General features: G+C 72.4%; 23 protein-coding genes. 12 read left to right on the forward strand and 11 right to left on the reverse strand.

The genetic code is table 11. The features are described 5' to 3' along the window. The first annotated feature begins 256 nt into the window (after positions 1-256). The 4 genes from lpdA (at position 257) to EV371_RS03750 (ending at position 5,192) form a co-directional block, all read left to right on the forward strand. Positions 257-1,645 (forward strand): dihydrolipoyl dehydrogenase, encoded by a 1,389-nt coding sequence (gene lpdA / locus EV371_RS03735; RefSeq protein WP_130460808.1) that lies wholly within the window; start codon positions 257-259, stop codon positions 1,643-1,645. Between the two features lie 69 nt (positions 1,646-1,714). Further along, positions 1,715-3,544, forward strand: a complete 1,830-nt coding sequence (gene sucB, locus EV371_RS03740) for a 2-oxoglutarate dehydrogenase, E2 component, dihydrolipoamide succinyltransferase (RefSeq protein WP_130460809.1) — start codon at positions 1,715-1,717, stop codon at positions 3,542-3,544. Between the two features lie 66 nt (positions 3,545-3,610). Beyond that, positions 3,611-4,513, forward strand: a complete 903-nt coding sequence (locus EV371_RS03745) for a TIGR01777 family oxidoreductase (RefSeq protein WP_130460810.1) — start codon at positions 3,611-3,613, stop codon at positions 4,511-4,513. Positions 4,514-4,766: 253 nt separating this feature from the next. After that, complete coding sequence (locus tag EV371_RS03750; RefSeq protein ID WP_130460811.1) at positions 4,767-5,192, forward strand: hypothetical protein; 426 nt, start codon at positions 4,767-4,769, stop codon at positions 5,190-5,192. 25 nt (positions 5,193-5,217) lie between these two features. Here the strand turns inward: EV371_RS03750 and EV371_RS03755 are convergent, their stop codons facing one another. Continuing rightward, positions 5,218-5,610: an SCO5389 family protein gene (locus EV371_RS03755; RefSeq protein WP_130460812.1), complete on the reverse strand. Its 393-nt coding sequence runs from the start codon at positions 5,608-5,610 to the stop codon at positions 5,218-5,220. A 111-nt stretch (positions 5,611-5,721) separates the two neighbouring features. Beyond that, complete coding sequence (locus EV371_RS03760) at positions 5,722-6,795, reverse strand: ATP-binding protein (protein ID WP_486484466.1); 1,074 nt, start codon at positions 6,793-6,795, stop codon at positions 5,722-5,724. A 169-nt stretch (positions 6,796-6,964) separates the two neighbouring features. On the opposite strand from EV371_RS03760, the gene EV371_RS03765 reads away from it, so the two are divergent. Continuing rightward, positions 6,965-8,743, forward strand: a complete 1,779-nt coding sequence (locus EV371_RS03765; protein WP_207230697.1) for a DUF6311 domain-containing protein — start codon at positions 6,965-6,967, stop codon at positions 8,741-8,743. 182 nt (positions 8,744-8,925) lie between these two features. On the opposite strand, the gene EV371_RS03770 is transcribed toward EV371_RS03765, so the two are convergent. Further along, complete coding sequence (locus EV371_RS03770) at positions 8,926-9,510, reverse strand: hypothetical protein (protein ID WP_130460814.1); 585 nt, start codon at positions 9,508-9,510, stop codon at positions 8,926-8,928. Positions 9,511-9,604: 94 nt separating this feature from the next. Between EV371_RS03770 and lipB the strand changes: the two genes are divergently transcribed. Beyond that, the gene (lipB, locus tag EV371_RS03775; RefSeq protein WP_130460815.1) at positions 9,605-10,261 is read left to right on the forward strand and encodes a lipoyl(octanoyl) transferase LipB; all 657 of its coding nucleotides are present in this window, start codon (positions 9,605-9,607) and stop codon (positions 10,259-10,261) included. Between the two features lie 103 nt (positions 10,262-10,364). On the opposite strand, the gene aspS is transcribed toward lipB, so the two are convergent. After that, positions 10,365-11,657: an aspartate--tRNA(Asn) ligase gene (gene aspS, locus EV371_RS03780; RefSeq protein ID WP_130460816.1), complete on the reverse strand. Its 1,293-nt coding sequence runs from the start codon at positions 11,655-11,657 to the stop codon at positions 10,365-10,367. A 561-nt stretch (positions 11,658-12,218) separates the two neighbouring features. On the opposite strand from aspS, the gene EV371_RS03785 reads away from it, so the two are divergent. Next, positions 12,219-13,331 (forward strand): lipoyl synthase, encoded by a 1,113-nt coding sequence (locus EV371_RS03785; protein ID WP_349338612.1) that lies wholly within the window; start codon positions 12,219-12,221, stop codon positions 13,329-13,331. 28 nt (positions 13,332-13,359) lie between these two features. On the opposite strand, the gene EV371_RS03790 is transcribed toward EV371_RS03785, so the two are convergent. Next, complete coding sequence (locus EV371_RS03790) at positions 13,360-13,788, reverse strand: hypothetical protein (RefSeq protein ID WP_207230398.1); 429 nt, start codon at positions 13,786-13,788, stop codon at positions 13,360-13,362. Positions 13,789-14,303: 515 nt separating this feature from the next. Between EV371_RS03790 and EV371_RS03795 the strand changes: the two genes are divergently transcribed. Next, a complete protein-coding gene (locus EV371_RS03795) occupies positions 14,304-15,779 on the forward strand; it encodes an FAD-dependent oxidoreductase (protein ID WP_130460817.1) in 1,476 nt (491 codons plus the stop codon). Positions 15,780-15,829: 50 nt separating this feature from the next. Here the strand turns inward: EV371_RS03795 and EV371_RS03800 are convergent, their stop codons facing one another. Then, on the reverse strand, positions 15,830-18,751 hold the full coding sequence (locus tag EV371_RS03800; protein ID WP_486484467.1) for a helix-turn-helix transcriptional regulator: 2,922 nt from the start codon (positions 18,749-18,751) through the stop codon (positions 15,830-15,832). A gap of 131 nt (positions 18,752-18,882) precedes the next feature. Beyond that, positions 18,883-19,068, reverse strand: coding sequence for a hypothetical protein (locus tag EV371_RS03805; RefSeq protein ID WP_130460818.1), 186 nt, complete (start codon positions 19,066-19,068; stop codon positions 18,883-18,885). A 244-nt stretch (positions 19,069-19,312) separates the two neighbouring features. On the opposite strand from EV371_RS03805, the gene EV371_RS03810 reads away from it, so the two are divergent. Beyond that, entirely contained in the window at positions 19,313-20,005 is a 693-nt protein-coding gene (locus EV371_RS03810; protein WP_130460819.1) for a DUF4191 family protein, read from the forward strand. A 6-nt stretch (positions 20,006-20,011) separates the two neighbouring features. Here EV371_RS03810 and EV371_RS03815 read toward each other — a convergent pair whose 3' ends face one another. The 3 genes from EV371_RS03815 to EV371_RS03825 form a co-directional block, all read right to left on the reverse strand. Continuing rightward, positions 20,012-20,233 (reverse strand): hypothetical protein, encoded by a 222-nt coding sequence (locus EV371_RS03815; protein ID WP_130460820.1) that lies wholly within the window; start codon positions 20,231-20,233, stop codon positions 20,012-20,014. A gap of 5 nt (positions 20,234-20,238) precedes the next feature. Further along, a complete protein-coding gene (locus tag EV371_RS03820) occupies positions 20,239-21,306 on the reverse strand; it encodes a substrate-binding domain-containing protein (protein ID WP_130460821.1) in 1,068 nt (355 codons plus the stop codon). Between the two features lie 153 nt (positions 21,307-21,459). Next, complete coding sequence (locus EV371_RS03825; RefSeq protein WP_486484468.1) at positions 21,460-21,885, reverse strand: RDD family protein; 426 nt, start codon at positions 21,883-21,885, stop codon at positions 21,460-21,462. 264 nt (positions 21,886-22,149) lie between these two features. Between EV371_RS03825 and glnA the strand changes: the two genes are divergently transcribed. The 3 genes from glnA to EV371_RS03840 all read left to right on the forward strand — a co-directional run bounded on the left by glnA (position 22,150) and on the right by EV371_RS03840 (position 25,342). Next, positions 22,150-23,574 carry a type I glutamate--ammonia ligase gene (gene glnA / locus EV371_RS03830; protein WP_130460823.1) on the forward strand — a complete coding sequence of 475 codons (1,425 nt, stop codon included), beginning with the start codon at positions 22,150-22,152 and terminating at the stop codon, positions 23,572-23,574. A gap of 209 nt (positions 23,575-23,783) precedes the next feature. After that, the gene (locus EV371_RS03835; protein WP_130460824.1) at positions 23,784-24,188 is read left to right on the forward strand and encodes a PadR family transcriptional regulator; all 405 of its coding nucleotides are present in this window, start codon (positions 23,784-23,786) and stop codon (positions 24,186-24,188) included. Next, positions 24,185-25,342 (forward strand): transporter permease, encoded by a 1,158-nt coding sequence (locus tag EV371_RS03840; RefSeq protein WP_486484469.1) that lies wholly within the window; start codon positions 24,185-24,187, stop codon positions 25,340-25,342. Before EV371_RS03835 ends, EV371_RS03840 begins: the two co-directional genes overlap by 4 nt. On the opposite strand, the gene EV371_RS03845 is transcribed toward EV371_RS03840, so the two are convergent. Further along, positions 25,343-26,488, reverse strand: a complete 1,146-nt coding sequence (locus tag EV371_RS03845) for a hypothetical protein (RefSeq protein WP_130460825.1) — start codon at positions 26,486-26,488, stop codon at positions 25,343-25,345. Between the last annotated feature and the right edge of the window lie 139 nt (positions 26,489-26,627).

Here is a 26,627-nt window from a genome sequence, read left to right on the forward strand (position 1 = left end):
CTCCTCCCCGGCACGCCGCCCCGCGGCGACAGTCGCGACTTCCGGCAAGCGTACGTCCCTACGACGTGTCCTTGGGCACCTCGGTACGCGGCCCGCTTCCACTAGTGACAAGATGACCGAGGTGGGCGCTCACCGGTCCGACTGATCGTCCGGAGAAAGTCCATGCCCCACCGGCCGGAGAACCCGACCGGGGGTGGCGGTATGCCCGATTGACCGGCATCACCCTCGTAGCAGCGACGCGACCTGGGAGTTAACTGTGAGCGAGCCGAACGGCGGAACGTTCGATGTCGTCATCCTCGGAGGTGGCAGCGGCGGGTACGCGGCGGCGCTGCGCGCCGCCCAACTGGACCTCTCGGTCGCGATGATCGAGAAGGCCAAGGTCGGCGGCACCTGCCTGCACAACGGCTGCATCCCGACGAAGGCGCTGCTGCACGCGGCCGAGATCGCCGACCAGACCCGCGAGTCCGAGCAGTTCGGCGTCAAGGCCGAACTGGTCGGCATCGACATGGCCGGCGTCAACGCCTACAAGGACGGCGTGGTCTCCCGGCTCTACAAGGGGCTGCAGGGGCTGGTCAAGGGCGCCAAGGTCACTCTCGTCGAGGGCGAGGGCAAGCTCGTCTCGGCCGACACCGTCGAGGTGGACGGGACCCGCTACACCGGGCGCAACATCATCCTGGCCACCGGCTCGTACGCCCGGACCCTGCCCGGCCTGGAGATCGACGGCGAGCGGGTGATCACCAGCGACCACGCGCTGACCCTGGACCGGGCGCCGGCCTCGGCGATCGTGCTCGGCGGCGGCGTGATCGGTGTCGAGTTCGCCAGCGTCTGGAAGTCCTTCGGGGTCGACGTCACGATCATCGAGGCACTGCCCCGCCTGGTGGCGGCCGAGGACGAGGAGTCGTCCAAGGCGCTGGAGCGGGCCTTCCGCAAGCGCGGCATCGGGTTCAAGACCGGCAAGCGCTTCGAGAAGGTGGAGCACACCGAGTCCGGCGTCAAGGTCACTATCGAGGGCGGTGAGACCGTCGAGGCCGAGGTGCTGCTCGTCGCGGTCGGCCGCGGCCCGAACACCGCCAACCTCGGCTACGAGGAGCAGGGCGTCAAGCTCGACCGGGGCTTCGTGCTCACCGACGAGCGGCTGCGCACCGGCGTGCCGAACGTCTACGCTGTCGGCGACATCGTGCCCGGCCTCCAGCTCGCGCACCGCGGCTTCCAGCAGGGGATCTTCGTGGCCGAGGAGATCGCGGGCCGCAACCCCGCCGTGATCGACGAGAACGGCATCCCCCGGGTCACCTACTCCGACCCGGAGCTGGCCTCGGTCGGGCTCACCGAGGCCCGGGCCAAGGAGCAGTACGGCGCCGACAGGGTGAAGACCTACAACTACAACCTCGGTGGCAACGGCAAGAGCCAGATCCTCAAGACCGCCGGCTTCGTCAAGCTGGTCCGGGTCGACGACGGTCCCGTGGTCGGCCTGCACATGGTGGGTGCCCGGGTCGGCGAGCTGGTCGGCGAGGCGCAGCTCATCTTCAACTGGGAGGCGTACCCGGCCGAGGTGGCGCAGCTCATCCACGCCCACCCCACCCAGAGCGAGGCGCTCGGCGAGGCTCACCTGGCCCTGGCCGGCAAGCCGCTGCACGCACACGCTTGACCACAGAATCTCCGCGCGCGCCCGGCGGAACCGGGCCAGGATCGCACAGGCCACGAAGGAGTATGAAACATGCCGGTATCGGTCACCATGCCCCGGCTGGGCGAGAGCGTCACTGAGGGCACCGTCACCCGGTGGCTCAAGCAGGAGGGCGACCGGGTCGAGGTCGACGAACCCCTGCTCGAGGTCTCCACCGACAAGGTCGACACCGAGATCCCCTCCCCGGCGGCCGGTGTGCTGGCCCGGATCGTGGTGAGCGAGGACGAGACCGCCGAGGTCGGCAGCGAGCTGGCGGTGATCGACGGCGACGGCGAGTCCGGCGGCGAGTCCCGGCCCGCCCAACCCGAGCAGGCCGAGGCGGAGCCGGAGCAGGCCCAGGCGCAGCCGGAGCAGGCCGAGGTCACCCCGTCGGCCGAGGCGGCGGAGCCGGCCGGTCAGCCGGAGCATGCCGAGCAGCCCGAGCCGGAGACGGTCACGGCGCAGACCGCGCCGGCCGGCGACTCCGGCACCGTGCTCAAGCTGCCGGCGCTGGGCGAGAGCGTCACCGAGGGCACGGTGACCCGCTGGCTGAAGGAGGTCGGCGACACCGTCGAGGCCGACGAACCGCTGGTCGAGGTCTCCACCGACAAGGTGGACACCGAGATCCCCTCCCCGGTCGCCGGCACCCTGCTGGAGATCCGGGTCGGCCAGGACGAGACCGCACCGGTCGGCGCCGATCTGGCGGTGATCGGCGCCGCCGGAGGCGCCGCCCCGGCGGCCGAGCCGGCGCAGCCCGCCCCGGAGGCCGCGAAGCCCACCCCCGAGCCCGAGCCGGCGAAGCCGACGACACCGGCGGCCGGTGCGTCGTACGAGTCCCCGGCACCGGAGACCGAGCGGTCCGAGCAGCCGGTCCGGACCGAGCAGGCTGCCCAGCCGGCCGCGGCGCGTACCCCGGCCCCGGCGCCCTCCCGCGAGAACGGTGCCGGCTACGTCACCCCGCTGGTCCGCAAGCTCGCCAGCGACCAGGGCGTCGACCTCTCCACGATCAGCGGTACCGGGGTCGGTGGGCGGATCCGCAAGCAGGACGTACTCGAGGCGGCGGAGCGGGCCCGCGCGGCCGCACAGGCCCCGGCCGCCCAGCCGGCCGCGGAGGCCGCCGCCCCGGCCGCACCGGCGCCGAAGGCGGCACCGAGCCCACTGCGGGGCAGCACCCAGAAGCTGACCCGGATCCGTGCCGTCATCGCCAGGCGGATGCAGGAGTCGCTGCACGAGACGGCGCAGCTCACCACGGTCGTCGAGGTGGACGTCACCAAGGTCGCCCGGCTGCGGGCCAGGGCCAAGGAGACGTTCCTCCAGCGGCACGGGGTCAAGCTGTCGTTCCTGCCGTTCTTCGCGCTGGCCGCGGTCGAGGCGTTGCAGACCTACCCCGTGGTCAACGCCCGGATGGACCTCGAAGCCGGCACGATCACCTACCCGGAGGCGGAGCACCTCGGCATCGCCGTGGACACCGAGCGCGGCCTGATGGTGCCGGTGATCCACAACGCCGGCGACCTGAACCTGGCCGGGATCGCCCGCCGGGTCGCGGACCTCGCCGAGCGGACCCGGACCAACAAGATCAGCCCGGACGAGATCGCCGGGGCGACCTTCACGCTGACCAACACGGGCAGCCGGGGGGCGCTCTTCGACACCCCGATCGTCCCGGCGCCGCAGTCGGCGATGCTCGGCACCGGTGCGGTGGTCAAGCGTCCGATGGTGATCAACGATCCGCAGCTCGGCGAGGTGATCGCGCCGCGCTCGATGGTCTACCTGGCCCTCTCCTACGACCACCGGCTGATCGACGGTGCGGACGCCGCCCGGTTCCTGTCTGCGGTCAAGACGCGGCTGGAGGCCGCCCAGTTCGAGGCCGAACTCGGGCTGTCCTGACGGTCCCGCGCGGGGCGTCCGGCCGCCGGCTCGGACGCCCCGGGCGGAGTGGGCGAAGATACGAGGATGCGAATCCTGATGGCCGGCTCGTCCGGCTGGCTCGGTACCCGACTGACCGACCGGCTCCGGGCGGCGCAGCACGACGTCGTCCGGCTGGTCCGGCGCCCGGCTCAGGGCCTTGACGAGGTGCGCTGGGATCCGACCGCCGGCCAACTCGACCCGGCGGCTCTTTCCGGCGCCGACGCGGTGATCAACCTGGCCGGCGCCAACATCGGCGACCGGCGCTGGACCTCGGGCTTCAAGGAGGTGCTCCGGGCGAGCCGGGTCGACAGCACAACGACGCTGGCCCGGGCGATCGCCGGGCTACCGGCCGGACAACGGCCCCGGGCACTGCTGAACGGCTCGGCGATCGGCTGGTACGGCGACACCGGCGACCGGCCGGTGGAGGAGGACGAGCCGGCCGGTGACGGCTTCATGGCCGACCTGTGCCGGGTCTGGGAGGCGGCGACCGCGCCCGCCGAGCAGGCCGGGGTCCGGGTGGTACGGCTCCGCATCGGCCTGCCGTTGGAGCACACCGGCGGGCTGCTCAAGCCGCAACTGCTGCCGTACCGGCTGGGGATCGGGGGCAAGTTCGGCAGCGGCCGGCAGTGGATCCCGTGGATCTCGATGGCGGACTGGCTGGCCGTGATGACGTTCCTGCTGGACCGCGAGGAGATCGCCGGCCCGGTCAACGTCGTCGGCCCGGCGCCGGTGACGAACGCCGAGTTCACCAAGGCGCTGGGCCGGGCGCTGCACCGGCCGACCGTGATGCCGGTACCCGCGATCGCGCTGCGGATCCTGCTCGGCGGGATGTCGGTCGAGCCGCTGCGCAGCCTCCGGGTACTACCGGGGGTGCTGAACCGGGCCGGGTTCGAGTACCGGCATCCCGACCTGCCCGGTGCGCTGGAAGCCGCGCTGGCCGGTCGCTGAGCCGGGCCGAGGAAAGCCGTGGCCGGTCGCTGAGCCGGGTCCAGGAAAGCCGTGGCCGGTCGCTGAGCCGGGTGGAGGATCGCCGTAACGGGCGCGGTCGGCCGGAAACGGCCAACGAACGTGAAGGAGTGTGCGAAGGTAATTTCACCTTTCATGCGGACATAACATTCGGTATCCCGACATCCGGGTTACCAGTCCGTCCCGAGGGGTGATCCGCGCCGAGAGGCGGCGCCCGCCCCGGCTGGAGGCCGTAGTGACCGTGCAGGACCGCACCGGCCGACCGGTCATCCCGACCCGCTCCCGGCAGGCGATGGTCGTCACGCTCGCGCTCTGCGCCGGCCTGGCCGCCGCCGGTACGACGGTCGCCTCACCCGGCCGGCCGGACGGCCGGACCGGCATCGCGGCGGCCGCTCCGGAGCCGTCGGAATCGGCGGAGCCCGGCACCGTCACCTTCCGGGTGATACCCGCGGCGCCGACACCGCAACCGACGGGGCCCACCCCGCAGCCGCCCACCCCCCGACCGGCGCCCTCGGAGCACCTACCGGTCACCGGCGGCGGTGACCCGGCGTCGGCGGGCTGGCTACCGGCGCTCGGCGCCCTGCTGGTGCTCACCGGCGCCCTGATCGTGGCGGTCGCCCGCCGATCCCGCCGCGCCGGCGAGGCGGGGCCCACCGGTTAGCCGGACGGGCCCCGCGACACAGCGGTCAGCAGTCGCGCAGCTCCGGGGACTGGTTGCGGACCTGGGCCAGCGGCGAGACGAACCAGCGGTACGTCGTCCCGCCCACCGCCGCCGGCCGGAACGCGGCCACCCGGTGGCAGTTCTGGAACGCGAGGCGTACCCCGAAGTGGCGTTCCAGTCCGCCCCGGATGGCGTCGCTGGCCAGCGCACGGAGCAGTTGGCCCCGCTCCGCCTCACCCGGCGGCGGTACGGCGTGGTCGGCGTAGTCGGCGGGGGACGCGTGGACCCGGGCCGAGACCTCGGCGACCACCGCCCAGGCGTACGGCAGGGACCGCCGGACACAGTCGACGAACTCCTCGTCGTCGACCCGGCCGGCCTCGGCCCGCTCCAGCAGTGCGGCAGGTACGTCCAGGGACATCTCTTCTCCTGTCGTCGATTCGACCCGATCCGGGCCAGGCGCCCGGACCGGCAACACCTCAGCCGGCGCCATCGCGGCGACCGGACCGAACAGTCCCGACCGGCGACGCCGTCACCCGGCCGGCGCCGGCGATCCGGACACCACCGGCGGCCCGGATACCGTCCCCGTGCGCCGGGTCACCTCGTCGGGCAGCCCGGACACCACCGGCGGCCCGGACACGATCGGCGGCCCGGGCGTGAAGTCCGGGTCCACCTGGTCGGCCAGGTTCTCGCCGATCCGTTCGTTCGCCCAGGCGACCGCGTTGCGCAGGTGGAACTCGACCGCGTGCCGCTGGAAGGTCGCCCAGTCCCGCACCTGTGCGTCGACGGTGGCCCGGAGCAGGTCGAGCGCGGCCCGGTTGGCCGGCTCCAGGGCGTGTAGCGGCGCCGGTACGCCCCGTTCGGCGCCGCGTACGTAGTCGGAGCGGTTCAGCCAGGTGAGCAGGTCGGCGCCGACGTGCTGGCGCAGGAACTCCACGTCGGCGTCGTCGTCGACCTTGTTGCCGACCACGTGCACCCGGACGCCGTATTCCCGGGCGTGGCCGACGTACTGCCGGTAGACGGCGACGCTGCGCAGGGTCGGCTCGCAGACCAGGAAGGTGGCGTCGAAGCGGGTGAACAGTCCGGAGGCGAACGAGTCCGCCCCGGCGGTCATGTCCACCACCACGTACTCCCCCGGGCCGTCGACCAGGTGGTTGAGCAGGAGCTCCACCGCGCCGACCTTGGCGTGGTAGCAGGAGACCCCGAGGTCGTCTGCGCCGAACGGGCCGGTCACCGCGAGCCGGACCCCGGCCACCTCGCGGACCACCGCCGCGTACAGCGGGTTGTCGCCGTCGACCGGCAGCAGTCGGGAGCCACGGCCGGGCGGGGTGGTCTTGACCATCGCCGCGGGCGAGGAGATCCGGGGGTTGTCGCCGCGCAGGTACTCCTTGATCAGCGGGAGGTGGTCGCCGAGCGTCGGCAGCCGGGCCGCCTCCGCCTCGGTGGCGCCGAGCGCGGTCCCCAGGTGCTGGTTGATGTCGGCGTCGATGGCGAGCAGCGGCGGCGAACCACCATCGGCCGGGTCGGTGCCGGCGAGATGCCGGGCGAAGAGGGCGGCCAGGGTGGTCTTGCCGCTGCCGCCCTTGCCGACGAACGAAACCTTCACGGTACGGATCCTCCGGTGCACTCTGCGACGTTAATTCAATTGGAAATCATTCCCATCAAGTTCGTCAAGGTTGCCCACCTCCTCGGCGTGTCCGATCCGGGTTGGTAACCTCCGCCCCGTGCCGCACTCCCCGCCCGCGCTCGCCGGGCCGACCTCGCCCCCGTCGCCCATGCCCCCGGGCACCCGACGGGGCCGCCGGACCGACCTGCTCGTCGCGCTGGTCGCGATCGCCGGGGCGGGCTGGGTCACCAGCGGACTCTGGCCCGACCCGAGCGGGCGGGCGATCACCGTCAACTCCAGCGACCAGGCCCTCTTCGAATGGCTCCTCGCGTACGGCGCACACGCGATCGCCCACGGGCAGAACCCGTTCTTCACCGACCTGCTGAACGTCCCGGACGGGGTCAACCTCGCGGTCAACACCTCGGTCACGGTCTACGCCGTCGTCTTCGCCCCGCTCACATACACCGTCGGCGCCCCGGCCACCTTCCTGGTGGTCCTCACCGGGAACATCGCCGCCACCGCATTCGGCTGGTACTGGCTGCTCTCCCGGAAACTCGTCCGCAGCGCCCCGGCCGCCGTCCTCGGCGGGCTGTTCATCGGCTTCGCTCCGGGCCTCGTCGCGCACGCCAACGCGCACCTGAACTGGAGCGCCGGCTGGGTGGTCCCGATGCTGCTCTGGGGCGTACTCCGGCTGCGCCAGCCCGGCCGGTGGCTGCCGGGCGGGCTGCTGCTCGGGGTACTGGTCGCGGTCGCCTTCTCGATCGCCGCCGAGGGACTCTTCTTCACCGCGCTGGCCTGCGCCGTCTTCTTCGGCACCTGGGCACTGGACCGCCGCCGCCGGGCGGAGGCGCGAGCGGCGCTGCCGGACTTCCTACGCGGGCTCGGCGTCACCGCGCTGACCGCGTTCGTGCTGCTGGCGTATCCGCTCTGGCTGCACTTCCTCGGCCCGCAGCGGTTCCACGGCACCGGCTTCGACCCGGTGATCCACGCCGAGGACATCGCCGCGTACGGGGCGTACCCGCAGCGGACCCTCGCCGGAGTGGCCGGGCTGGACACCTCACTGGCGCCGAACCCGACCGAGGAGAACTCCTTCCTCGGGCTGCCGCTGCTGGTGCTGGCCGTGCTCTGCTTCGTCGTGCTGTGGCGGCGCACCGACCCCGAGCGCCGGGCCACCGTACGGGCGATCGGGGTGACCGCACTGGTCTTCGCCGTACTCTCCTGGGGCCCCCGGGTGAAGATCTTCGGCGAGCACACCGACATCCCACTGCCGTACGCCCTGCTCGGGCACCTGCCGGTCTTCAACGCCGCCCTGCCGTCCCGGCTCGCCCTGGTGGTGGCGCCACTGGTCGGGCTGCTGTTGGCGCACACCGTCGATCTGCTGCGGGCCGGCCCGACATCCCGGCGGGCCCGGGTCGGCTGGGTGGCCGGGTTCGCCGTGGCACTCCTGCCGCTGCTGCCGGTGCCGCTGCTCAGCACCGCCCGGGCACCGATCCCGGAGTTCATCACCGCCGGCACCTGGCGGCAGTACGTCTCCCCCGGCGGGGTGCTGACCCCGCTGCCGCTCACCCTCGACCTGGCCCCGGACGGGCAACGCTGGCAGGCGTACGCGCTCAGCCACCGGCAGGGCGAGTTCCGCATCCCCTCCGGCTTCTTCCTCGGCCCCGGCGGCCCCGACGGCCGGGGACGGATCGGGCCGGTGCCCCGGGCCACCGACGCGCTGCTGATGCGGGTGGCCGAGACCGGCGAGCGGCCGGTCGTCACCGACGCCGACCGGGCCGCCGCCCGGGCCGACCTGCGCCACTGGCGGGTCGAGGCGGTGGTGCTGGCCGACCGGGTGCACGGGGCGAAGTTCCCGATCCACGCCGACGCCCTGCTCGACGTCACCACCGACCTGCTCGGCCCGCCGGAACGGGTAGCCGACGTCTGGCTCTGGCGCCTCACCTTGTGACGCCAGTCGTCCGTGACGCGGTCGCCTGTGACGCGGTCGTCCGTAACGCGGTCGCCTGTGACGCCAGTCGCCTGTGACGCGGTCGCCTGTGACGCGGTCGCCTGTGACGCGGTCGTCCGTGACGCGGTAGCGTCCGACGTGCCCTGGCCGGCCGGGGTTGCCGGGCCACGCCGCTACGCCGCTCAGGAGTGCGCGGCCAGGATGCCGAGGGTGTAGGCGGCGGCGACCAGGGCGAACATCAGCACCGCGACGCGGCGGAACCGGCGGGACAGTGCCGGCAGCTCGGCGGGCAGGGCGAAGACCCGGCGCGGCCAGCCCCGCCAGGAGACCCACCAGAACAGTCCGGTCGCGGCGGCCAGCAGCACCCCCTTGGCGGCGACCAGCGCCCACCAGACGGCCGGGCGGTCGCCGGCAAGCAGCACCAGGACGAGCCCGGTCACCCAGAGCACACCGACCAGCCCGACGACGGGCCACCGGTTGCCGTGCGCCAGCACCCGCTGCGCCTCCTCCACCCGCTGCGCCTCCGCGATCCGCTGTGCCCCCGCGATCCGCTGCGCCTCCGCGTCCTGGTGCGCCTCCGCGTCCTGGTGCGCCTCCGCGTGCCGCGATGCGTCCTCCGCCCGCCGCGCCTCTTCCGCCCCGTCGGAGCCGCGGAGCATCCGGGTCAGTTTCGGCGCCACGACGAAGAGGCTGTACGCCATCGAGCCCAGCCACAGCGCCGAGACCCCGGCGTGCAACAGGACCATCGTGGTCAGCAACTCGTCCATCCGGGCATCATCCCCGCCCCCGGTCACCGGCCGCGCGCCCGTGAACCCCGCCACCAACCGGAGCGACCCGCCGGTAGCGAACTAAGCTGGAGCGGTGAGCAGCACAGTTGCCGGGTTGACCAGCGTCCGGCTCGGGACCGTCGACTATCTGGCCGCCTGGGAAGAGCAGCGTCGGGTACACGACGCGGTGGTCGCCGGGGAGCGGCCGGACACCGTACTGCTCCTCGAGCACCCGGACGTCTACACGGCCGGCAAGCGCACCGAGCCCTGGGACCGGCCGATGGACGGTACGCCGGTGATCGACGTGGACCGGGGCGGCAAGATCACCTGGCACGGGCCGGGGCAGCTCGTCGGCTATCCGATCCTCAAGCTCCCCGGAGCGGACACCGGGCTGCCGGTGGACGTGGTCGCCTTCGTCCGGCGTACCGAGCAACTGCTGCTCGCCGTCTGCACCGAACTCGGACTGACCAGCGTGATGCTGGTCGAGGGGCGCAGCGGGGTCTGGGTGCCGGCCGACGAGCGTGGGCCGGAACGCAAGGTGGCCGCGATCGGCATCCGGGTGGCCCGGGGAGTTACCCAGCACGGCTTCTCGATCAACTGCGACTGCGACCTCGCCGCGTACGACCGGATCGTCGCCTGCGGGCTGCGCGACGTCGGAAACACCTCGCTCACCGCCGAACTCGGCCGCCCGGTCACCGTCGCCGAGGTCCTGCCGGTGGTCGAACGTCACCTGCCGACCCTGCTTCCCTGACGTGGGTCGGCAGGAATCCACTGTTTCCCCGATGTAGTGCCTTCCGGCGGCCGGTCAAGCCACTACTTCCCGGAAACAGCACGTCCTGCAGATGGGTTCGCGTCTACGGGGTCAGCCGGTGCAGGTCGCGGGGGAAGGCGGTGACCTCTCGGACGTTCGCCACCCCGAGCAGCCGGGCCACCATCCGCTCCAGACCGATCGCGAAACCGCCGTGTGGCGGCATGCCGTGCCGGAACGCGTCCAGATAGCCGGCGTACGGCTCGACCGGCTCGCCCCGCTGCGCGAGCGCGGCCAGGTAGTCGGCGTACCGGTGCAGCCGCTGCCCGCCGGTGACCAGCTCCACGCCCCGGAAGAGCAGGTCGAACCCGTTCGAGTACGCCCGTGCCGGGCCGCCCGACGGGCTGTCCCCGGTCGCCGGGTGGGTGTAGAACGGGCGCTTGGCCAGCGGATAGCCGGTGACGAAGAGAAAGTCCGACCCGTGCTCGGCCCGGGCCCACTCGCCGAGCGCCCGCTCGTGCGCCGGGGCGAGGTCCGGCTCGTCCGGCGGCGCCCCGGCGATGCCCAGCGCCTCGGTGAAGTGCAGCGCCGGAATCTCCGCCGGCACCACCGGGATCTGGGTGACCGGCGCCGGATGGTCCGCGAGTCGGTCCAGCATCCCGGCCAGTACCTCGCGGAGCAGCCGCATCACGTCCCGGTGGTCGGCGACGAAGCCGAACTCGACGTCCAGCGAGGTGTACTGGGCCAGATGCCGGGTGGTGTCATGCGGCTCGGCCCGGAACACCGGCCCCACCTCGTAGACCCGCTCCAGTACCCCGACCAGCATCTGCTTGTAGAACTGCGGGGACTGGGCCAGGTAGCCGGATCGACCGAAATAGTCCAGCGCGAAGACGTTGGCGCCGCTCTCGGTGGCGGCGGCGACGATCTTCGGGGTGTGCACCTCGACGAAGCCGAGCCGGTCGAGGGTGGCCCGGAAGCCGGCCACCAGGGCCGCCGAGACCCGCAGCGCCGCCGATCGGGTGGGATGGCGCAGCGCCACCGCCGCGTGGTCGAGCTGGGTGGGCAGCGATGCGGTCAACTCCGGGCGGTACACGTCGAACGGCGGCGGCACGGCCGGGTCGCCGAGTGTTCGTACCGTCGCGTCGACCATCTCGACCCCGGCGGGCGCGGCGGGGTTGCGGACCACCCGGCCCGTCACCTCCAGCACCGACTCCTCCGGCAGCTCGGCCAACCGGGCCCGCAGGTCGGCGTCGGTCACCACCACCTGGGCCAGCCCGGTGGCGTCCCGCAGGATCAGGAACGTGACCGACTTGAGCTGCCGGCGCCGGTGCGCCCAGCCGGCGGCGGTCACCGTCGCGCCGACGTGCGCGGACAGGGAGGTGGAGAGGACGCGGGACACCTGGGGTACTCCTCGATCTGGTCGCGGCGCGTCGGACGCGCCGATGGCCCCGGGGAGTGTGGGCGAGCGGGAACTCGCGGTGCCACCACACCTTCACCGTCGGCGCCATGGCCGACGGCCTCGTTCGTGGCCCGTGACGCGGGCCGGACGGCGGGTTCTACCAGGCGCCGGAACGCCGTTCTTCCCGCAGCTCGGGAGGGTCTTCCCAGCCCGGCCGGAGATCACCTTCCAGCGACGGTGACTCTCTGGACTCCGGTTGTCGGGTGGTACTCGGCTCCGTCGACGCTCTGCCGGCAGATTAGCCGGGCCGACCGCCATGTCGGCAAGGCATTTTCGGGTATGGCATCCCCGCGGTGCCCGCCGGTCGTGCGGAAGAAACCCGCCGGACCACACCGGTCGGTGCTGGGCCGCCAGGGTGGCGTACGAGCGACTCGCCAGCGACTGGGGAAGGTGACCGCCGCCTGCCGCCCAGGTACTGCGTGAGTGGTATCACCTGGTCCAGCACGTGAGTCCGGTCGCTGGTGGTCGATCGGCCGCACCGTGACGCGTAGGCTCGGATTCGTGACCATCGAGCAAGCCGCGCCATCCACCGCCGCCGAAGCCGGAGGAGTGAGCGTCGTGACCGCACCGGAGCACCGCACCGGCCATCCCGTCGCGCCGGAGGGGCGCCGGCTGCTGCGGGTCGAGGCCCGCAACGCGGCGACGCCGATCGAGCGCAAGCCGCCGTGGATCAAGGTCAAGGCGAAGATGGGTCCCGAGTACACCCAACTCCGTGGGCTGGTTTCCCGGGAGGGGCTGCACACCGTCTGCCAGGAGGCCGGCTGTCCCAACATCTACGAGTGCTGGGAGGACCGGGAGGCGACCTTCCTGATCGGCGGCGACCAGTGCACCCGCCGCTGCGACTTCTGCCAGATCGACACCGGCAAGCCGGCCGAGTTCGACGCCGACGAGCCGCGCCGGGTCGCCGAGTCGGTGGTCACGATGGGCCTGCGGTACGCCACCGTCACCGGGGTGGCCCGGGACGACCTCCCCGACGGCGGTGCCTGGCTCTACGCCGAAACGGTCCGGCAGATCCACGGGCTGACCCGACGGGAGCGGCCGGCCGCCGCCGTGGCTGCGGTCGACGGCGCCGGGAACACCGCCGGGGCCCTGGACGCGCTGCCGCACTGCGGGGTGGAGCTGCTGATCCCCGACTTCAACGGCAACCCGGAGCAACTCGCCGAGGTCTTCGACACCCGCCCGGAGGTGCTCGCGCACAACGTCGAGACGGTGCCCCGGATCTTCAAGCGGATCCGGCCGGCGTTCCGCTACGAGCGCTCGCTCGACGTGCTCACCCAGGCCCGGGCCGCCGGGCTGGTGACCAAGTCCAACCTGATCCTCGGGCTCGGCGAGGAGCGCGCCGAGATCTCCCAGGCGCTTCGCGACCTGCACGCGGCCGGCTGCGAGCTGGTCACCGTCACGCAGTACCTGCGCCCGACGCCCCGGCATCACCCCGTCGAGCGGTGGGTCCGCCCGGAGGAGTTCGTGGAGCTGCGCGAGGAGGCCGAGCAGATCGGCTTCGCCGGGGTGATGAGCGGGCCGCTGGTGCGTTCGTCGTACCGGGCCGGCCGGCTCTACCAGCAGGCCGTCGAGGCCCGGACGGCGCCGGCCGGCAACACGGCCGGCGCCCGTTGATCTTCTTCGGACAGCACCCCGGCTGTAGCTACCGGCGCCGCTCACCGAGATTCGCCCGGCCGCCTCGGGCAGCCGTACGCAGTGCTTCCTGGACCGCCGGTCGGTGGACCAGCTCGGTCAGCGGCCCCTGAGCGGTGTCCAGCAGATCCGCCATCGTCTTCAGACCGTCACCCTGCCAGATCCGGGTGGCGTTCGACCGGCCGGTACTCACACCCACGAACCCGATCCCTGCCCACTCTGGGACCAGCCGCTCGATAAGACCCTTGTGTAGCAGTCGGTCACGCTTCTGCTCCAGGGTCAACGCGAACGTGGCGGTGACGAAGCCGGGTGCGAGGAACGGGGTGACCATTCCGACGGGATAGGCGGACGTGTACCAACGGCGGACCCGCTCGACGAGGTAGACGTAATCGATCAGGCGGAGATCGTGCAGGCCAAGGTCCCGAGCGTGGTCGAGCAACTGCGCATCACGAAGCGCTTTCTCGGAGCTGCCCTCTTGAGCAAACCAGGCCAACATTACGTACAAAGATCTCCTGCTTGAGCGTGTTTGTTCCGCCGGTCGATGAAGCGGCGGATCACGGAGTCAGCAGCCGTTGGTGAGGCGTAGACGCTCCCGGCGTTGTTGGCCTCGGCCAGCCCGCGAGTCTGCGGCATCGCTTGGTGGTCAGCTGTGGGGGGTAGTTGTCGGACGCGGTTACGACACACCCCTCGCCGGGTGAACGTTTCGCAGGGAGCGGCAGAATTTCGGGAAGCTCGCGCGGCCCTTGGCCTTTCTCGATGCGCCCGCAGAATTCGTCTCTGCCCAGGTCGTAGGCGGCGAGCAGCTGCCGGACCCAGGTGGGCGGGTGTAGGTGGCGCGGCCCCAAACTCCTGACAAGTGATCAAGGTCACCCGGCGGCGGGGCTACCGCGGCGGGTTCGGCCGCCAACTGGGAGACCCCTTGCCGACGACACGTCGAAGGTGATGAATAGAGGGATGACCGCACCCCACACCGTGATCGTCGGCGCTGGCCCCGCTGGGCTGACCGCGGCGTACGAGCTGACCAAGCGCAACGCCACCGTCGACGTGTTCGAGGCCGATGACGTGGTGGGCGGGATCAGCCGTACCGTAGAGCGCGACGGCTGGCGGTTCGACATAGGCGGGCACCGGTTCTTCACCAAGGTCCCCCAGGTCGAGGCGCTCTGGCACGAGATCCTGCCCGCCGAGGACTTCCTGCTCCGCCCCCGGATGAGCCGGATCCACTACCGGGGAAGGCTGTACGACTATCCACTTCGGGCCGGCAACGCGCTGCGCAACCTCGGCATCGTCGAGGCGTTCCGCTGCGTCGGCTCCTATCTCTGGGCCAAGATGGCGCCGCCGAAGGACCAGTCACACCTCGCCGGCTGGGTGACCGCCCGGTTCGGCCGGCGGCTGTTCGAGCACTTCTTCAAGACATACAACGAGAAGCTGTGGGGGGTTCCGGCGACCGAGCTCTCCGCCGACTGGGCCGCACAGCGGATCAAGAATCTGTCGCTGTCCAACGCGGTCTGGAGCGCGCTGCTGCCCAAGCGGAACCAGAAGGAGATCACCAGCCTGATCGAGGAGTTCAACTATCCGAAGTACGGCCCGGGGATGATGTGGGAACGCTGCGCCGAACACGTCGAGAAGCGCGGCGGTCGGGTCACCCTGAACACCGGGGTCACTGCCGTGCACCGGACCGGCGGCCGCGCGGTCGCGGTGACCGTCGACGGGCCGGACGGGCAGCGCCGGGTGGCTGCCGACCACGTGGTGTCGTCGATGCCGATCTCGCACCTGGTGCTGGCGATGGACCCGCCGGCCCCGCCGGCCGTGGTGGCTGCCGCGAAGCAACTGGGCTACCGCGACTTCCTGACCGTGGCCCTGGTGGTGCCGGCCGAGTTCAGCTTTCCGGACAACTGGATCTACATCCACGCCCCGGAGGTGCAGGTGGGCCGGATCCAGAACTTCGGCTCCTGGTCGCCGTACCTGGTCAAGGACGGGCGGACCTGCCTCGGGCTGGAGTACTTCCTCAGCATCGGCGACGAACTGTGGAACAGCCCGGACGCCGAGCTGATCGCCCTGGGCACCGCCGAGCTGGAGCGACTCGGCCTGGTCCGCCCCGGCGCCGTCGAGGCCGGCTACGTGGTGCGGATGCCCCGCGCCTACCCGTTCTACGACTTCGCCTACAAGGAGAACGTCGCCACCATCCGCGACTGGCTCGCGGCCGAGGTGCCGAACGTGCACCCGGTGGGCCGCAACGGGATGCACCGCTACAACAACGCGGACCACTCGATGATGACCGCACTGCTCTCGGTCTCGAACATTCTCGACGGTACCGAGCACGACGTGTGGACGGTCAACGTGGAGGAGGAATACCACGAGGAGAAGGGGCCGGGCGAGCACGGCACCGGCCGGGCCGCCCCGGTGCTCCCCCGGACCGCCGTGCCGGGCTGAGTAAGGAAGGGCCCCTTCGACAACAGAAAGCGCTAAGCGGGCACCCTTGCTTACACCCCAGCGTCGGGTTGCGGGGCGAGCAGGCCGAGGCGGTGCGCGACTGCCGCCGCCTCGATCCGGTTCGCCACGTCGAGTTTGGCGATGATCCGGGACACGTGCACGCTCGCCGTCTTCGGCGAGATGTAGAGCTGCTCCGCGATCCGGCTGTTGCTGTGCCCCTCCGCGACCAGCCGCAGCACCTCCTGCTCCCGGGCGGTCAGCAGGTCGGTGCCGGGCGCCGCGCCGGGCCCGGCCCGCAACCCGAGCCGCCGGGCCAGCGTCGCCACCTGATCCCCCAGCGGTACGGCCGCCAGCTCGCCAGCGATCCCCGCCGCCTCCTCCAGCGCGCTCGCGGCCAGCGTCCGGTCCCCGGCCCCGGCCGCCGCCTCGGCCAGCCAGAACAGGGAGCGACCGAGCGGATACCGCTGGCCGTCCACCCGCCAGGCCGCCACCGTCTCCTGCCAGCGCGACACCGCCTCGGCGGCGTCGACGGCCAGCGCTGCCGGCACCTGGGCCGCGTACGCCACCTCGGCCGGATAGCGGACCGGGATGCCGGCGGCAGCCGACCGTACCCGCTCGGCGAGTTCCCGGTCCCCGGCCGCGCTGGCGGCCCGGGCAGCGGTGGCCAGCGCCGGCCAGGCGTACCGGAGGCTGCTCTCGAGCCGCCGGCCGAGCAGAGCCCGGGCCGCCTCCACCGCCCCCGCGACGTCCCCGGCGGCCAGCGCCGCCTCCAGGCGCAGCTCGTACAGGGGCAGCTCCAATGGCAGGAAGGGCCGGCGGAGGAAGCCCAGCGCCCGGGCCACCAGTTCGTCGGCACCGGCCTGGCCCCGGGCCAGCCGCAGCCCGGCCCGCAACTGCAACCAGTGGTAGCCGGTGATGCCCGGCAGGTCGAGCCGGGCCGCCTGCCCGCACAACTCGTCGGCCTCGTCCCAGCGGCCGAGTGCGATCAGCGCCTCGGCCTGGTTGGAGAGCAGGAAGGCGCCGGTGGAGCGGCTGATCCCGACCCGCCGTGCCTCGGCGTACCCCTCGGCGGCCGCCTCGACGGACTCGGCGTACCGGCCGACCTCGCAGAGGGCGTCGGAGCTGACCACCAGCGCGGTCACCAGGACGGAGGAATCGCCCGCGGTCCGGGCCAGGTCGACCGCGCGGCGCAGGTCGGCCAGGCCGGCGTCGAGCGAGGCCAGCCGGCTGCACACCCAGGCGGCGGCGAGCGTCGCGCGCAGTACGGCGTCCTCGTCGGCGAGAGCCGTCGCGGCGGCCACCGCCTCGGCGGCCATCCGCCCTCCCTCGGCACGGTCCACCCGGGCCACCTGGAAGGCGATGTCGGCGAGCAGCCGTACCCGCTGCGGATCGTCGTCGCTCCCGGCAACCAGCCGGTACGCCTCGCGCAGCTCCTCGGCGCCGTCGGACTTGCCGAGGATCCGGAGCAGCCGGCCGCGCAGCAGCCGTACCCGGGCCGTCCGGACCGGTTCGGTCGCACCGTCCAGCTCGGTCAGCATGGCCCGGGTCAACGCGAGCGCCCGGCTGTAGTCGCCGGCGGTCGAGGTCGCCGAGAGCGTCGCCTCCAGCACGGCCAGGTGGTCGCGGCCGAGCCGCTGCTCCGCGTCCGGCACCTGCTCCCAGAGTTCGAGCACCCGCTCCAGCAGCCGCCCCTGCTCGGCGTACGCGTACCGGGAGCCGGCCGCCTCGGCGGCGGCCCAGGCCGCGGTCAGCGCCCGGGGGTAGTCGTGTGCCGCGTACCAGTGGTGGGCCAGCTCGGCCGGGGCCCGACCGTCGGCGACGAGCTGCGGCTGTGCCTCGATCGCGGCCGCGTACCGGGCGTGCAGCCGGGCGTGCTCGCCGGGGAGCAGGTCCTCGTGTACGGCCTCCCGGACCAACGCGTGCCGGAACTCGTAGCCGCCGTCCGGGTCGGCGACCACGAGCTGGGCGGCGACGGCGGCCCGGAGCGCCTCCTCCAGCTCGGTCTCCGGCACCCCGGCGACCTCGGCGAGGAGTTCGTGGGCGATCCGGGTGCCGCCGGCCCCGGCGATCCGCAGCACCCGCTGGGCCGGCTCGGGCAGCCGGTCGACCCGGGCCAGCAGCAGGTCGCGCAGGGTGTCCGGCAGGTCGGCGCAGCCGCTCGGGTCGCTGGCGGCGGCAAGCTCCTCGACGAAGAACGGATTGCCCTGGGTCCGGTCGTGGATGGTGTCGATGGCCCGGTCGCTGGGTTCGAAGCCGAACAGGTCGGCCAGCACCTCGCCGGTGCCCTCCCGGTCGAGCCGGTCCAGTTCCAGCCGCTCGACGCCCCGGGCCCGGTCCAGTTCGGCCAGGAACGGGCGGAGCGGATGCCCCCGGTGCAGCTCGTCGGAGCGGTAGGTGCAGATCAGCAGTACCCGGGCCGGCCGGACCGCGCGGGCAAGGAAGGAGATCAGGTCTCGGGTCGACCGGTCGGCCCAGTGCAGGTCCTCGATCACCAGCACCAGCGGGCGCTGCGCGGCGAGCCGGGTGAAGAGTTCGGCGACCAGCTCGAAGAGGTAGCCCCGGTGCGGGTCCAGGGAGAGGTCCGGCCCGTTCGGGGCGGCCCGGGTGTCGGTGCCGGTCGGCCCGGCCGCGAGCCGGGCCAGCTCGGGCAGGAGGCGGGCGAACTCCCGCTCGTACCCCTCGAAGGCCGCCACCCCGTCGCGGCGCAGCACCTGCCGGAGCGCGGCGGCGAAAGGCGCGAACGGCAGGCCCTCCTCGCCGAGCTCCAGGCACTGCCCGACGAGGAGCTGGTTGCCGTCGGCGACGGCGGCCCGGCCGAACTCCTCGATCAGCCGGCTCTTGCCGACGCCCGCCTCGCCGCCGACCAGCAGCGCGGCCGGCTCGTCGGCCCGGACTCGCTTGAGCGCGTCGCGCAGGATGGCGAGTTCGGACTGGCGGCCGACGAGAACGCTGCTGGCGGCACGAGTGGTCACGGGATCGAGCATGCCACGCCGGACGGCATCCTCGAAGATCCGAACCTCCGGACCGCCGCCGGTGGGCGGGTTTGTGGGCCGCCCGTCGACCCGGTCGGGTCGCGGGGCGGCGGTGGTGGTGGTGTCCACGCTCACTCGGCGGCCGGCCCCTGGTGCCGGTGGGAGCCGAACCGGCGTCTCCGCCCGGTCCGGGTCGGGTGTTGCCGGGGACCGCGGGCCACCGAGCGGGCCAGCCGGGCCGCGTCGGCCTCGGCCCGCAGCTCGTCGGCGTGGCTACGGTGCAGGGTGAGCAGGAACTGTGGGTCGGTGCTGAACATCGCTGTACTCCGTTCGATCCGGTACTCGTCGCTGATGTCCACTCTTCGGGTGAAGGCACCTGCGGCACATTGGTGCACCGCCTCATGTCTGCCGGGCCGGCCTCCTCAGTTGGGCCTCTCCGGGATGCCCGCGCTCGGTAAGGTCCTTACCCGCCGCCCGGCCGCCCGCCGACGGTCACCCCGGGCACGGGGACGGTCCGGCCGGGGAACGGGCGGGCGGTCCCGGCCCACTAGACTCCGTCGCATGGCAAAGGCGCAGGAGAAGGTGTCGTTCGGCCAGCGGCTGAAGCAGATCGGGATGGTGTTCTCGTTCACCGCCAAACGCGACAAGTGGTTCGTGCCGCTCGCCGTCGTCGCGGTGCTGGTCCCGATCGCCGTCACCGTGGTGGCGGTGCTGAACTGGGGCTGGCTCTGGCTGCCGATCGGCATCCTGCTCGCCCTGCTCGCGCTGCTCATCGTGCTGAACCTGCGCTCCAACCGGGCGATGATGAACGCGGCCGAGGGGCAGCCGGGTGCGGCTGCCTCGATCCTGGAGAGCATGCGGGGTGACTGGCGGGTCACCCCGGCGGTCAGTTCCACCACCCAGATGGACATGGTGCACCTGGTCGTCGGCAAGCCCGGGGTGATCCTGCTCGGCGAGGGCAACCCGCAGCGGACCCGGAGCCTGCTCGGCCAGGAGAAGCGGCGGCTCGCCAAGGTGATCGGCAGCGCCCCGCTCTACGACTACCTGATCGGCCAGGGCGAGGACGAACTGTCCATCCGCAAGCTGCGTACGACCCTGTTGCGACTGCCGCCGAACCTCAAGGGCAAGGACGTGAACGCCCTGGACAAGCGGCTCAAGGCGCTTTCCGCGGCCCGGCCGCAACTGCCGAAGGGCGCGATCCCGAAGAACATGCGCCCGCCCAAGGGGGCGTTCCGGCAGATGCGCGGCCGGTAGTCCGGCTCACGACGGGCAGGCCCGGGTGGTCGTGGACGGCAGCGTCGGCGGGGCCGGTGCGAGCCGGTCCGCAACCCGTCGCAGCATCGCGGCGGTGCTCCGCCGGAGCCGTCCCGGGCCGGCGTCCGGAGCCGGTTCCCGGTCGGGCCGGACCGGTGCGTCCGGCCGGGCCGACCGTACGTGCCGCTCGGTCGCGCCCAGCGCGAGGTGGTAACCGACGGGATCCATGAGGTTCACTTCCTTTCGACGGGACCGGTCGAGGTGCGGACGACCAGGTCGGTGGGGAGCAGCACCTGGCGGGCGGCGGGGTCCTCCGGTGGGTCCAGCAGCAGTCGGCCGGCGATCGCGCCCTTCTCCACCGCCGGTTGCCGGATCGTGGTGAGCCCGACGGCGGTCGCCTCCGGGATGTCGTCGAAGCCGGTGACCGAGACGTCCCGGCCGGGTCGCAGCCCCCGGGCGGCGAGCGCGTCGAGCACCCCGAGCGCCAGCAGGTCGGTGATGGCCAGCACCGCCGTCGGCCGGTCCACGCGGTCCAGCGCGTACGCCGCCGCGCGCTCGCCCTCGCCCCGGCTGTTCGCGCCGGCGTTGCAGAGCAGCAGGTCGGACCAGCCGACACCGCCCTCGGCCAGCCCTTCGGCGAAGCCACGCAGCCGCTCGCGGGTGACGTCGTAGCGGATCTCGGCCGGGTCGGTGACGGTGACCGGACCGGTCCGGCGCTGCGCGACCAGGAAGTCGGAGACCACCGCGACCCGGCGGTGACCCAGCCGGGCGAGGTGACTGCCGACGGTACGGGCGGCGGCCACCTCGTCGATCCCGACGTACATGGTCTCCGGTCCGACCTCGGCGGGGCGCTCGGCGGCGACCGTCGGCAGACCCCGGGACCGGGTCACGTCCAGCGCCGGGTGCCAGGCCGGTACGCAGTACACGCAGAAGCCGTCGACAGATGCGTTGCGGACCGCCTCGATGCCGGTCTGCTCCTCCGACCTGGAGAGCGGGATCAGCAGCAGGCCGTTGCCGTGCCGTTCGGCGGTCTCGGCGATGCCCCGGAGGAACTGCACCGCGTACGGGTCGGTGAAGGCGTAGGAGAGCGCCGAGGTGAAGAGCACCCCGATCGCCCCGACCCGACCCCGGCGCAGCGACCGTGCCGTCGGGTCCGGCCCCGGGTAGCCCAGCCGGCGGGCCGCCTCGTGGATCCGCTCCCGCAGCGCCGGGGACAACTGGTCCGGCCGGCTGTAGGCGTTGGAGACCGTGCTGCGGGAAACACCCACGGCATCGGCCACGGTCTGTAACGTTGGCTTCACCAATCCGCCTTCTGTATCGATCCAGTAGGTCTTCTGGATCGATACAGTACGCCCATCCAGCGCGGTACGCCAGCGGGATGACTCTGCAGGTGCCCTCGGTGGATCGTCCGGCGTGGCCGGCGGGCCGATTCAGGGCAGGTGGGGCGGGCCGATTCAGCCGGTGTGGCGGGTCGACGGCATCCAGACCACGATCGAGCCAGCGGCCCGGTCATGCAGGCCACGGTTGCGAGCGTCCATGACCAGCGCCGGGATCACCAATCCGAGCAGGGCGCCCCGGAGCAGCCCGCGGAGCACGCCGATCCGGCCGCCGTCGGCGTACCGGACGCAACTGAGCCGGCACAGCCGCATGCCCGGGGTCTGCGCGAAGAGGCCGACGAAGAAGCCGTAGACGACGACCAGCGTGAGGACCGGAGCCCAACTGTCGACGATCGGGTCGGCGTAGAGGTTGGTGACCAGCAGGCACAGGATCCAGTCGATGCTCAACGCGGCGAACCGGCGCGCCAGGCTCGGCGGCGGACTGGTCGGGTCGTCCGCCGGTGCGGGCGGAGCGACGCCGTTCTGCTGTGCTGCCACGGTCAACCAGGGTATCGGCTGGTGGCGATCACGTCCCGGCAGGCTCCGCCGGCCGGGACCCGCGTCACCCCACCGGGAGCGAAACGCAACAAACCAGGCCCACCAACCAAACCGGAGTATCATCCCGGAGTAGGCCCGAGCCGACCACCTGCGGGGATCACGCTCCGCAGACGACGTAACACGGCAGAAACATCAGAGACACGCTCGGGCAATCGCATGGCCATAGCGTCGCCACCAGCCTAGCCATCAGTGGACGTGCCAGGAGGACGTGTGTTCGCCAACCCCGAGGAACTCCTGCGATACCTCAAGAACGAGGACGTACGGTTCGTCGATGTTCGTTTCTGTGACCTGCCCGGCGTGATGCAGCACTTCAACCTGCCGGTCGAGTCGTTCGACGAATCGGTCTTCACCGACGGTCTCGCCTTCGACGGATCGTCGATCCGCGGTTTCCAGGCGATCCACGAGTCGGACATGCTGTTGCTGCCCGACGTCGCCACCGCCTTCATCGACCCCTTCCGGACACAGAAGACACTGGCACTGAACTTCTTCATCCACGACCCGTTCACCCGGGAGGCGTACTCCCGGGACCCGCGGAACGTGGCGAAGAAGGCGGAGGCGTACCTCGCCGCCAGCGGCATCGCCGACACCGCGTACTTCGGCCCGGAGGCCGAGTTCTACATCTTCGACTCGATCCGGCACGAGACCTCGGCGAACCAGTCCTACTACTACATCGACTCCGTCGAGGGCTGGTGGAACACCGGCCGCGAGGAAGCGGGCGGCAACCGCGGTTACAAGACCGCGTACAAGGGCGGCTACTTCCCGGTCCCGCCGGTCGACCACTACGCCGACCTGCGCGACGAGATCGTCCAGCGGCTGCTCAACGCCGGCTTCACCGTCGAGCGTTCGCACCACGAGGTGGGCACCGCCGGCCAGGCTGAGATCAACTACAGGTTCTCCACCCTGCTGCACGCGGGCGACCAGCTCCAGCTCTTCAAGTACATCGTGAAGAACACCGCCTGGGCGAACGGCAAGACCGCGACCTTCATGCCCAAGCCGCTCTTCGGCGACAACGGCTCCGGGATGCACACCCACCAGAGCCTCTGGCTGAACGGCGAACCGCTGTTCTACGACGAGACCGGCTACGCCGGCCTCTCCGACACCGCCCGCTGGTACATCGGTGGCCTGCTGCACCACGCGCCGTCGCTGCTGGCCTTCACCAACCCGACGGTCAACTCGTACCGCCGGCTGGTGCCGGGCTTCGAGGCCCCGGTCAACCTGGTCTACTCGCAGCGGAACCGCTCCGCCTGCACCCGCATCCCGGTCACCGGCAGCAACGCCAAGGCGAAGCGGGTCGAGTTCCGGGTGCCGGACCCGTCGGCCAACGTCTACCTGGCGTTCTCGGCGATGATGATGGCCGGTCTGGACGGCATCAAGAGCAAGATCGAGCCGCCGGAGCCGATCGACAAGGACCTCTACGACCTCCCGCCGGAGGAGTGGGGTTCGGTCAAGCAGGTGCCCGGCTCGCTGCCCGAGGTGCTCGACTCGCTGGAGGCCGACCACGACTTCCTGCTGGAGGGTGGCGTCTTCACCCCGGACCTGATCTCCACCTGGGTCGAGTGGAAACGCACCAACGAGGTCGATCCGGTCCGGCTGCGGCCGACCCCGCACGAGTTCGCGATGTACTTCGACGTATAGAACTTCGACGTATAGAACCAATCGTCGGCCCGGGGTCGTGCTTCCCGCACGGCCCCGGGGACAGGCGACACCAGCACGTCGGGCGCGTCGTCGACCAGACCCCACCGGGGCTCAACCCCGCAGGGGCTCGGTCGGCGGCGCGCCGCACTGTCTCGGGCCTTCTATACCTTCGTAGCCGTTATAGCTTGGTCACCGATATACTCCCCCGCATGACCACACCTGCCCCGTTACGGGAACCGACGTTCCTGATCCTCACCGCGCTCGCCCGGGAGCCGATGCACGGCTACGGCATCGTCTCCGAGGTCGCCGCGCTCTCCGACGGCCGGCTGAACCTGCGGCCCGGCACCCTCTACGGCGCGCTCGACCGACTCTCCGACGAGGGCCTGGTCGAGCCGGACCGGGAGGAGATCGTCGGCGGGCGGCTCCGCCGCTACTACCGGCTCACCGACAACGGGACCGCCGCGCTCACCGCCGAGACCGAGCGGTTGCGCCGCAACGTCGAGGCGGCCACCCAACGCCTGCGAGCCCGCAGCGCCCGAGCGTCCGAGGGCTCGACCGCCCGTCCGGCGCCGGCAGTCCGCCCCGCCATCCGCCTCGCCGGAGGCCCGGCATGAGCGAGCAGCCCGGCGGAGCCGGGCAGGACGGCATGACGGACCAGCCCGACGGGACCGACCAGCCCAACGGGACGACCGGGCAGCCCGACGGGACCGGGCAGGACGGTCCGGCCGCCGAGGTGAACCCGCTGGAGCGACGCTACCGGCGACTGCTGTACGCGTACCCGCGCCGCTACCGGTCGAGCCGGGGCGACGAACTGGTCGGGACGTACCTCGATCTGGCCGAGCCGGATCGGCGCCGGCCCTCCCGGCACGACGTCGTCGACGTGCTGCGTGGCGGGCTACGCCAGCGGCTGCGCGAGCAGGGCGCTTCCGGGCTCGCCGCCGGCCTGCCGATCGCCGCGACAATCGCGATGAGCACGCTGGCGGCGATCGCGGCGTTCCTGCTCATCCAGGTCGAGTTCACGAACCTGCCGGCCGACGTTCTGCCCGCGAAGGTCGGCCCGGCGCAGACCCTCGGTGCGTTCCTCTGGGCCGGCTGGCTGCTGGCCGCGCTCGCCACGATGGTACTGCCGGCGCACTGGGCACGCCGGGGCGTCGCCGCCGCCATCCTGCTGACGCTGGCCGTGATCCCGGCCGCACCGCTGTCCGGGCTGCCCCGGCCCCCGCTCTACGTGCTCGTCCCGGTGTTGGCGTTCGGTCTGATGGCGTTGGCACTGCCCGCCCGTCCTGGCTGGGCGGGCCGGATCCCGCCCCTGCTCGGGGCGCTGACCGGTACGGCGGTGGGCGTGCTGTTCGAGGTCACCGGGAGCGGCGGCTGGTTCACCAGCTACAACTCCACGATCGAGATCATGGCGATGGCGGGTGTGTTGTTGGTCGGGCTGGCTCTGGCCTTCGGTCTCGTTCGAGCGGTCACCGGTGACAGTGGTGCACTGTGGTCGGTCGTACTGCTGGTGACCCCGGCCGGTCTGCTCGGGATCCGACCGATCGCCGGCTGGTACTGGGGCGGCGCCCTGACCTGGCTCGAACTCGCCGCCACCGCCGCCGTACTCCCCCTGGTCGGCACGGTCCTGCTACTGGCCGTGGTCGCCTGGCACGGCGGCCGGTACCGGGCGATCCGGGCACGCTCGGCCGGCGACCCGTGCCCGACCTGTGGGCACGTATCCGGTCTCGCACGACGGGCCGACGCTGAGGAGGGCCGGGCAATGCCCTGATCAGCCCGGCGCGGCGCGATGGACAACCCGAGCGAAGGCGGCCTGGTCCGCTCGGGTGAGCCGCTCGTCGCCGAGCAGATCCACCAGGAGCAGGGTCTGCAACAGGATCAGCCGGACTGGATCGGCTGCCGGCGGGCGTGCCACACCGAGCGCGGCCCGGATCAGCGCTCCGGCCACCTCCGGCGGCACCTCCTGGGTACCGCCGTCGTAGCGGTCGTGTATCCGGGCGGCGAGCCGCCGTACCGTCGCGCCGTCACCGACCCGGGTCAGCCGCCGGTCCACCGCCACCACCACCGCGGCGGCGAGCGCGTCGACATACCCGTCGAGCGCTCCGGCCCGGCGGAACAGGTCGAGGCGGTCGGCGTACCAGATGGTGTTTCCCCTGGTCAGCAGGAGCACGGCACGTAGGCAGAGCGAAGAAGGCGCCGTCGGTGTGCGGGCTGGCCAGCCGCGACCCGCCGGAGGCCCAGAAGCCGCGCGACGCGCGCCAGGCCGCCCGGCGCCGCAACGGCACCCGCAGGTGTGCCGGCGCGGGCGGGCCCGGCGACCGCCGGCGGCCACCAGCCGCCCCGCCAGCTCCGCGCCCACGCCGACGCCGTCGGGCGGGTGCCAGCTCACCCGCGCCAGTGCGCCGGCCCGGGCGGTCCGGCCGGGCATCAGGTCAACCCCGGAAACCCCATCCGTGTACGCGGACAGCGCCACACAGCCCTGCTGCATCCGTGCGGTCAACTCCTCCAGCTCGCCCGCTCCGGTCCGTAGTCGCGTGAGCGCGGCAGCCGGCAGCGCCTCGCCCGACTCCATGGCGGTGGTGGCGGCGATCCGAGCACGCAGCTCGACCAGGCTGGCGGTGCTGGCGCATACCTCGTCGGCTGCCCTACGCAGCGCGGCGACCGCCTCGCCGACGCCGCCGACCGGCCCGACCCCCGACAACCGGCACAGTTCGCCGACCCCGCCGCTGAGCTGCCGCTGCACCTGACCGGCCTGCTCCAGGGCGGCGTCCCAGCGCCGCAGCGCGCGGGCCGGCAGCGGATGCCGCGAGCCGGTCGTCACCGCCCGAGCCCGTCCGAGGCTCAACACCAATCCCGCGTACGCCTGCCGCAGCTCGTCGATGCCGCGCTCCACCACCCAGGCCGCGTGCTCCGCCATCCGAGCCCGCCGCCAGGCGACGACGCGGAATAGCGACCCCACCCATCGACCCCGCATCCCGCTCCGCGTCGACGATCGACGTCAACCCCACATGTGGGCACGTGGACCTGGGTGGCACTGGCGGAGATTCAGGCGATGC

It is taken from the genome of Plantactinospora sp. CNZ321 (assembly GCF_004217235.1).

Excerpts from the sequence above, each read along its gene's own strand:
- sucB (WP_130460809.1), top strand. The coding sequence starts at position 1,715 with ATGCCGGTATCGGTCACCATGCCCCGGCTGGGCGAGAGCGTCACTGAG.
- EV371_RS03745 (WP_130460810.1), top strand. The coding sequence starts at position 3,611 with ATGCGAATCCTGATGGCCGGCTCGTCCGGCTGGCTCGGTACCCGACTG.
- EV371_RS03755 (WP_130460812.1), bottom strand. The coding sequence starts at position 5,610 with ATGTCCCTGGACGTACCTGCCGCACTGCTGGAGCGGGCCGAGGCCGGC.
- EV371_RS03765 (WP_207230697.1), top strand. The coding sequence starts at position 6,965 with ATGCCCCCGGGCACCCGACGGGGCCGCCGGACCGACCTGCTCGTCGCG.
- EV371_RS03770 (WP_130460814.1), bottom strand. The coding sequence starts at position 9,510 with ATGGACGAGTTGCTGACCACGATGGTCCTGTTGCACGCCGGGGTCTCG.
- EV371_RS03795 (WP_130460817.1), top strand. The coding sequence starts at position 14,304 with ATGACCGCACCCCACACCGTGATCGTCGGCGCTGGCCCCGCTGGGCTG.
- EV371_RS03805 (WP_130460818.1), bottom strand. The coding sequence starts at position 19,068 with ATGTTCAGCACCGACCCACAGTTCCTGCTCACCCTGCACCGTAGCCAC.
- EV371_RS03810 (WP_130460819.1), top strand. The coding sequence starts at position 19,313 with ATGGCAAAGGCGCAGGAGAAGGTGTCGTTCGGCCAGCGGCTGAAGCAG.
- EV371_RS03815 (WP_130460820.1), bottom strand. The coding sequence starts at position 20,233 with ATGGATCCCGTCGGTTACCACCTCGCGCTGGGCGCGACCGAGCGGCAC.
- EV371_RS03835 (WP_130460824.1), top strand. The coding sequence starts at position 23,784 with ATGACCACACCTGCCCCGTTACGGGAACCGACGTTCCTGATCCTCACC.
- EV371_RS03840 (WP_486484469.1), top strand. The coding sequence starts at position 24,185 with ATGAGCGAGCAGCCCGGCGGAGCCGGGCAGGACGGCATGACGGACCAG.
- EV371_RS03845 (WP_130460825.1), bottom strand. The coding sequence starts at position 26,488 with ATGGCGGAGCACGCGGCCTGGGTGGTGGAGCGCGGCATCGACGAGCTG.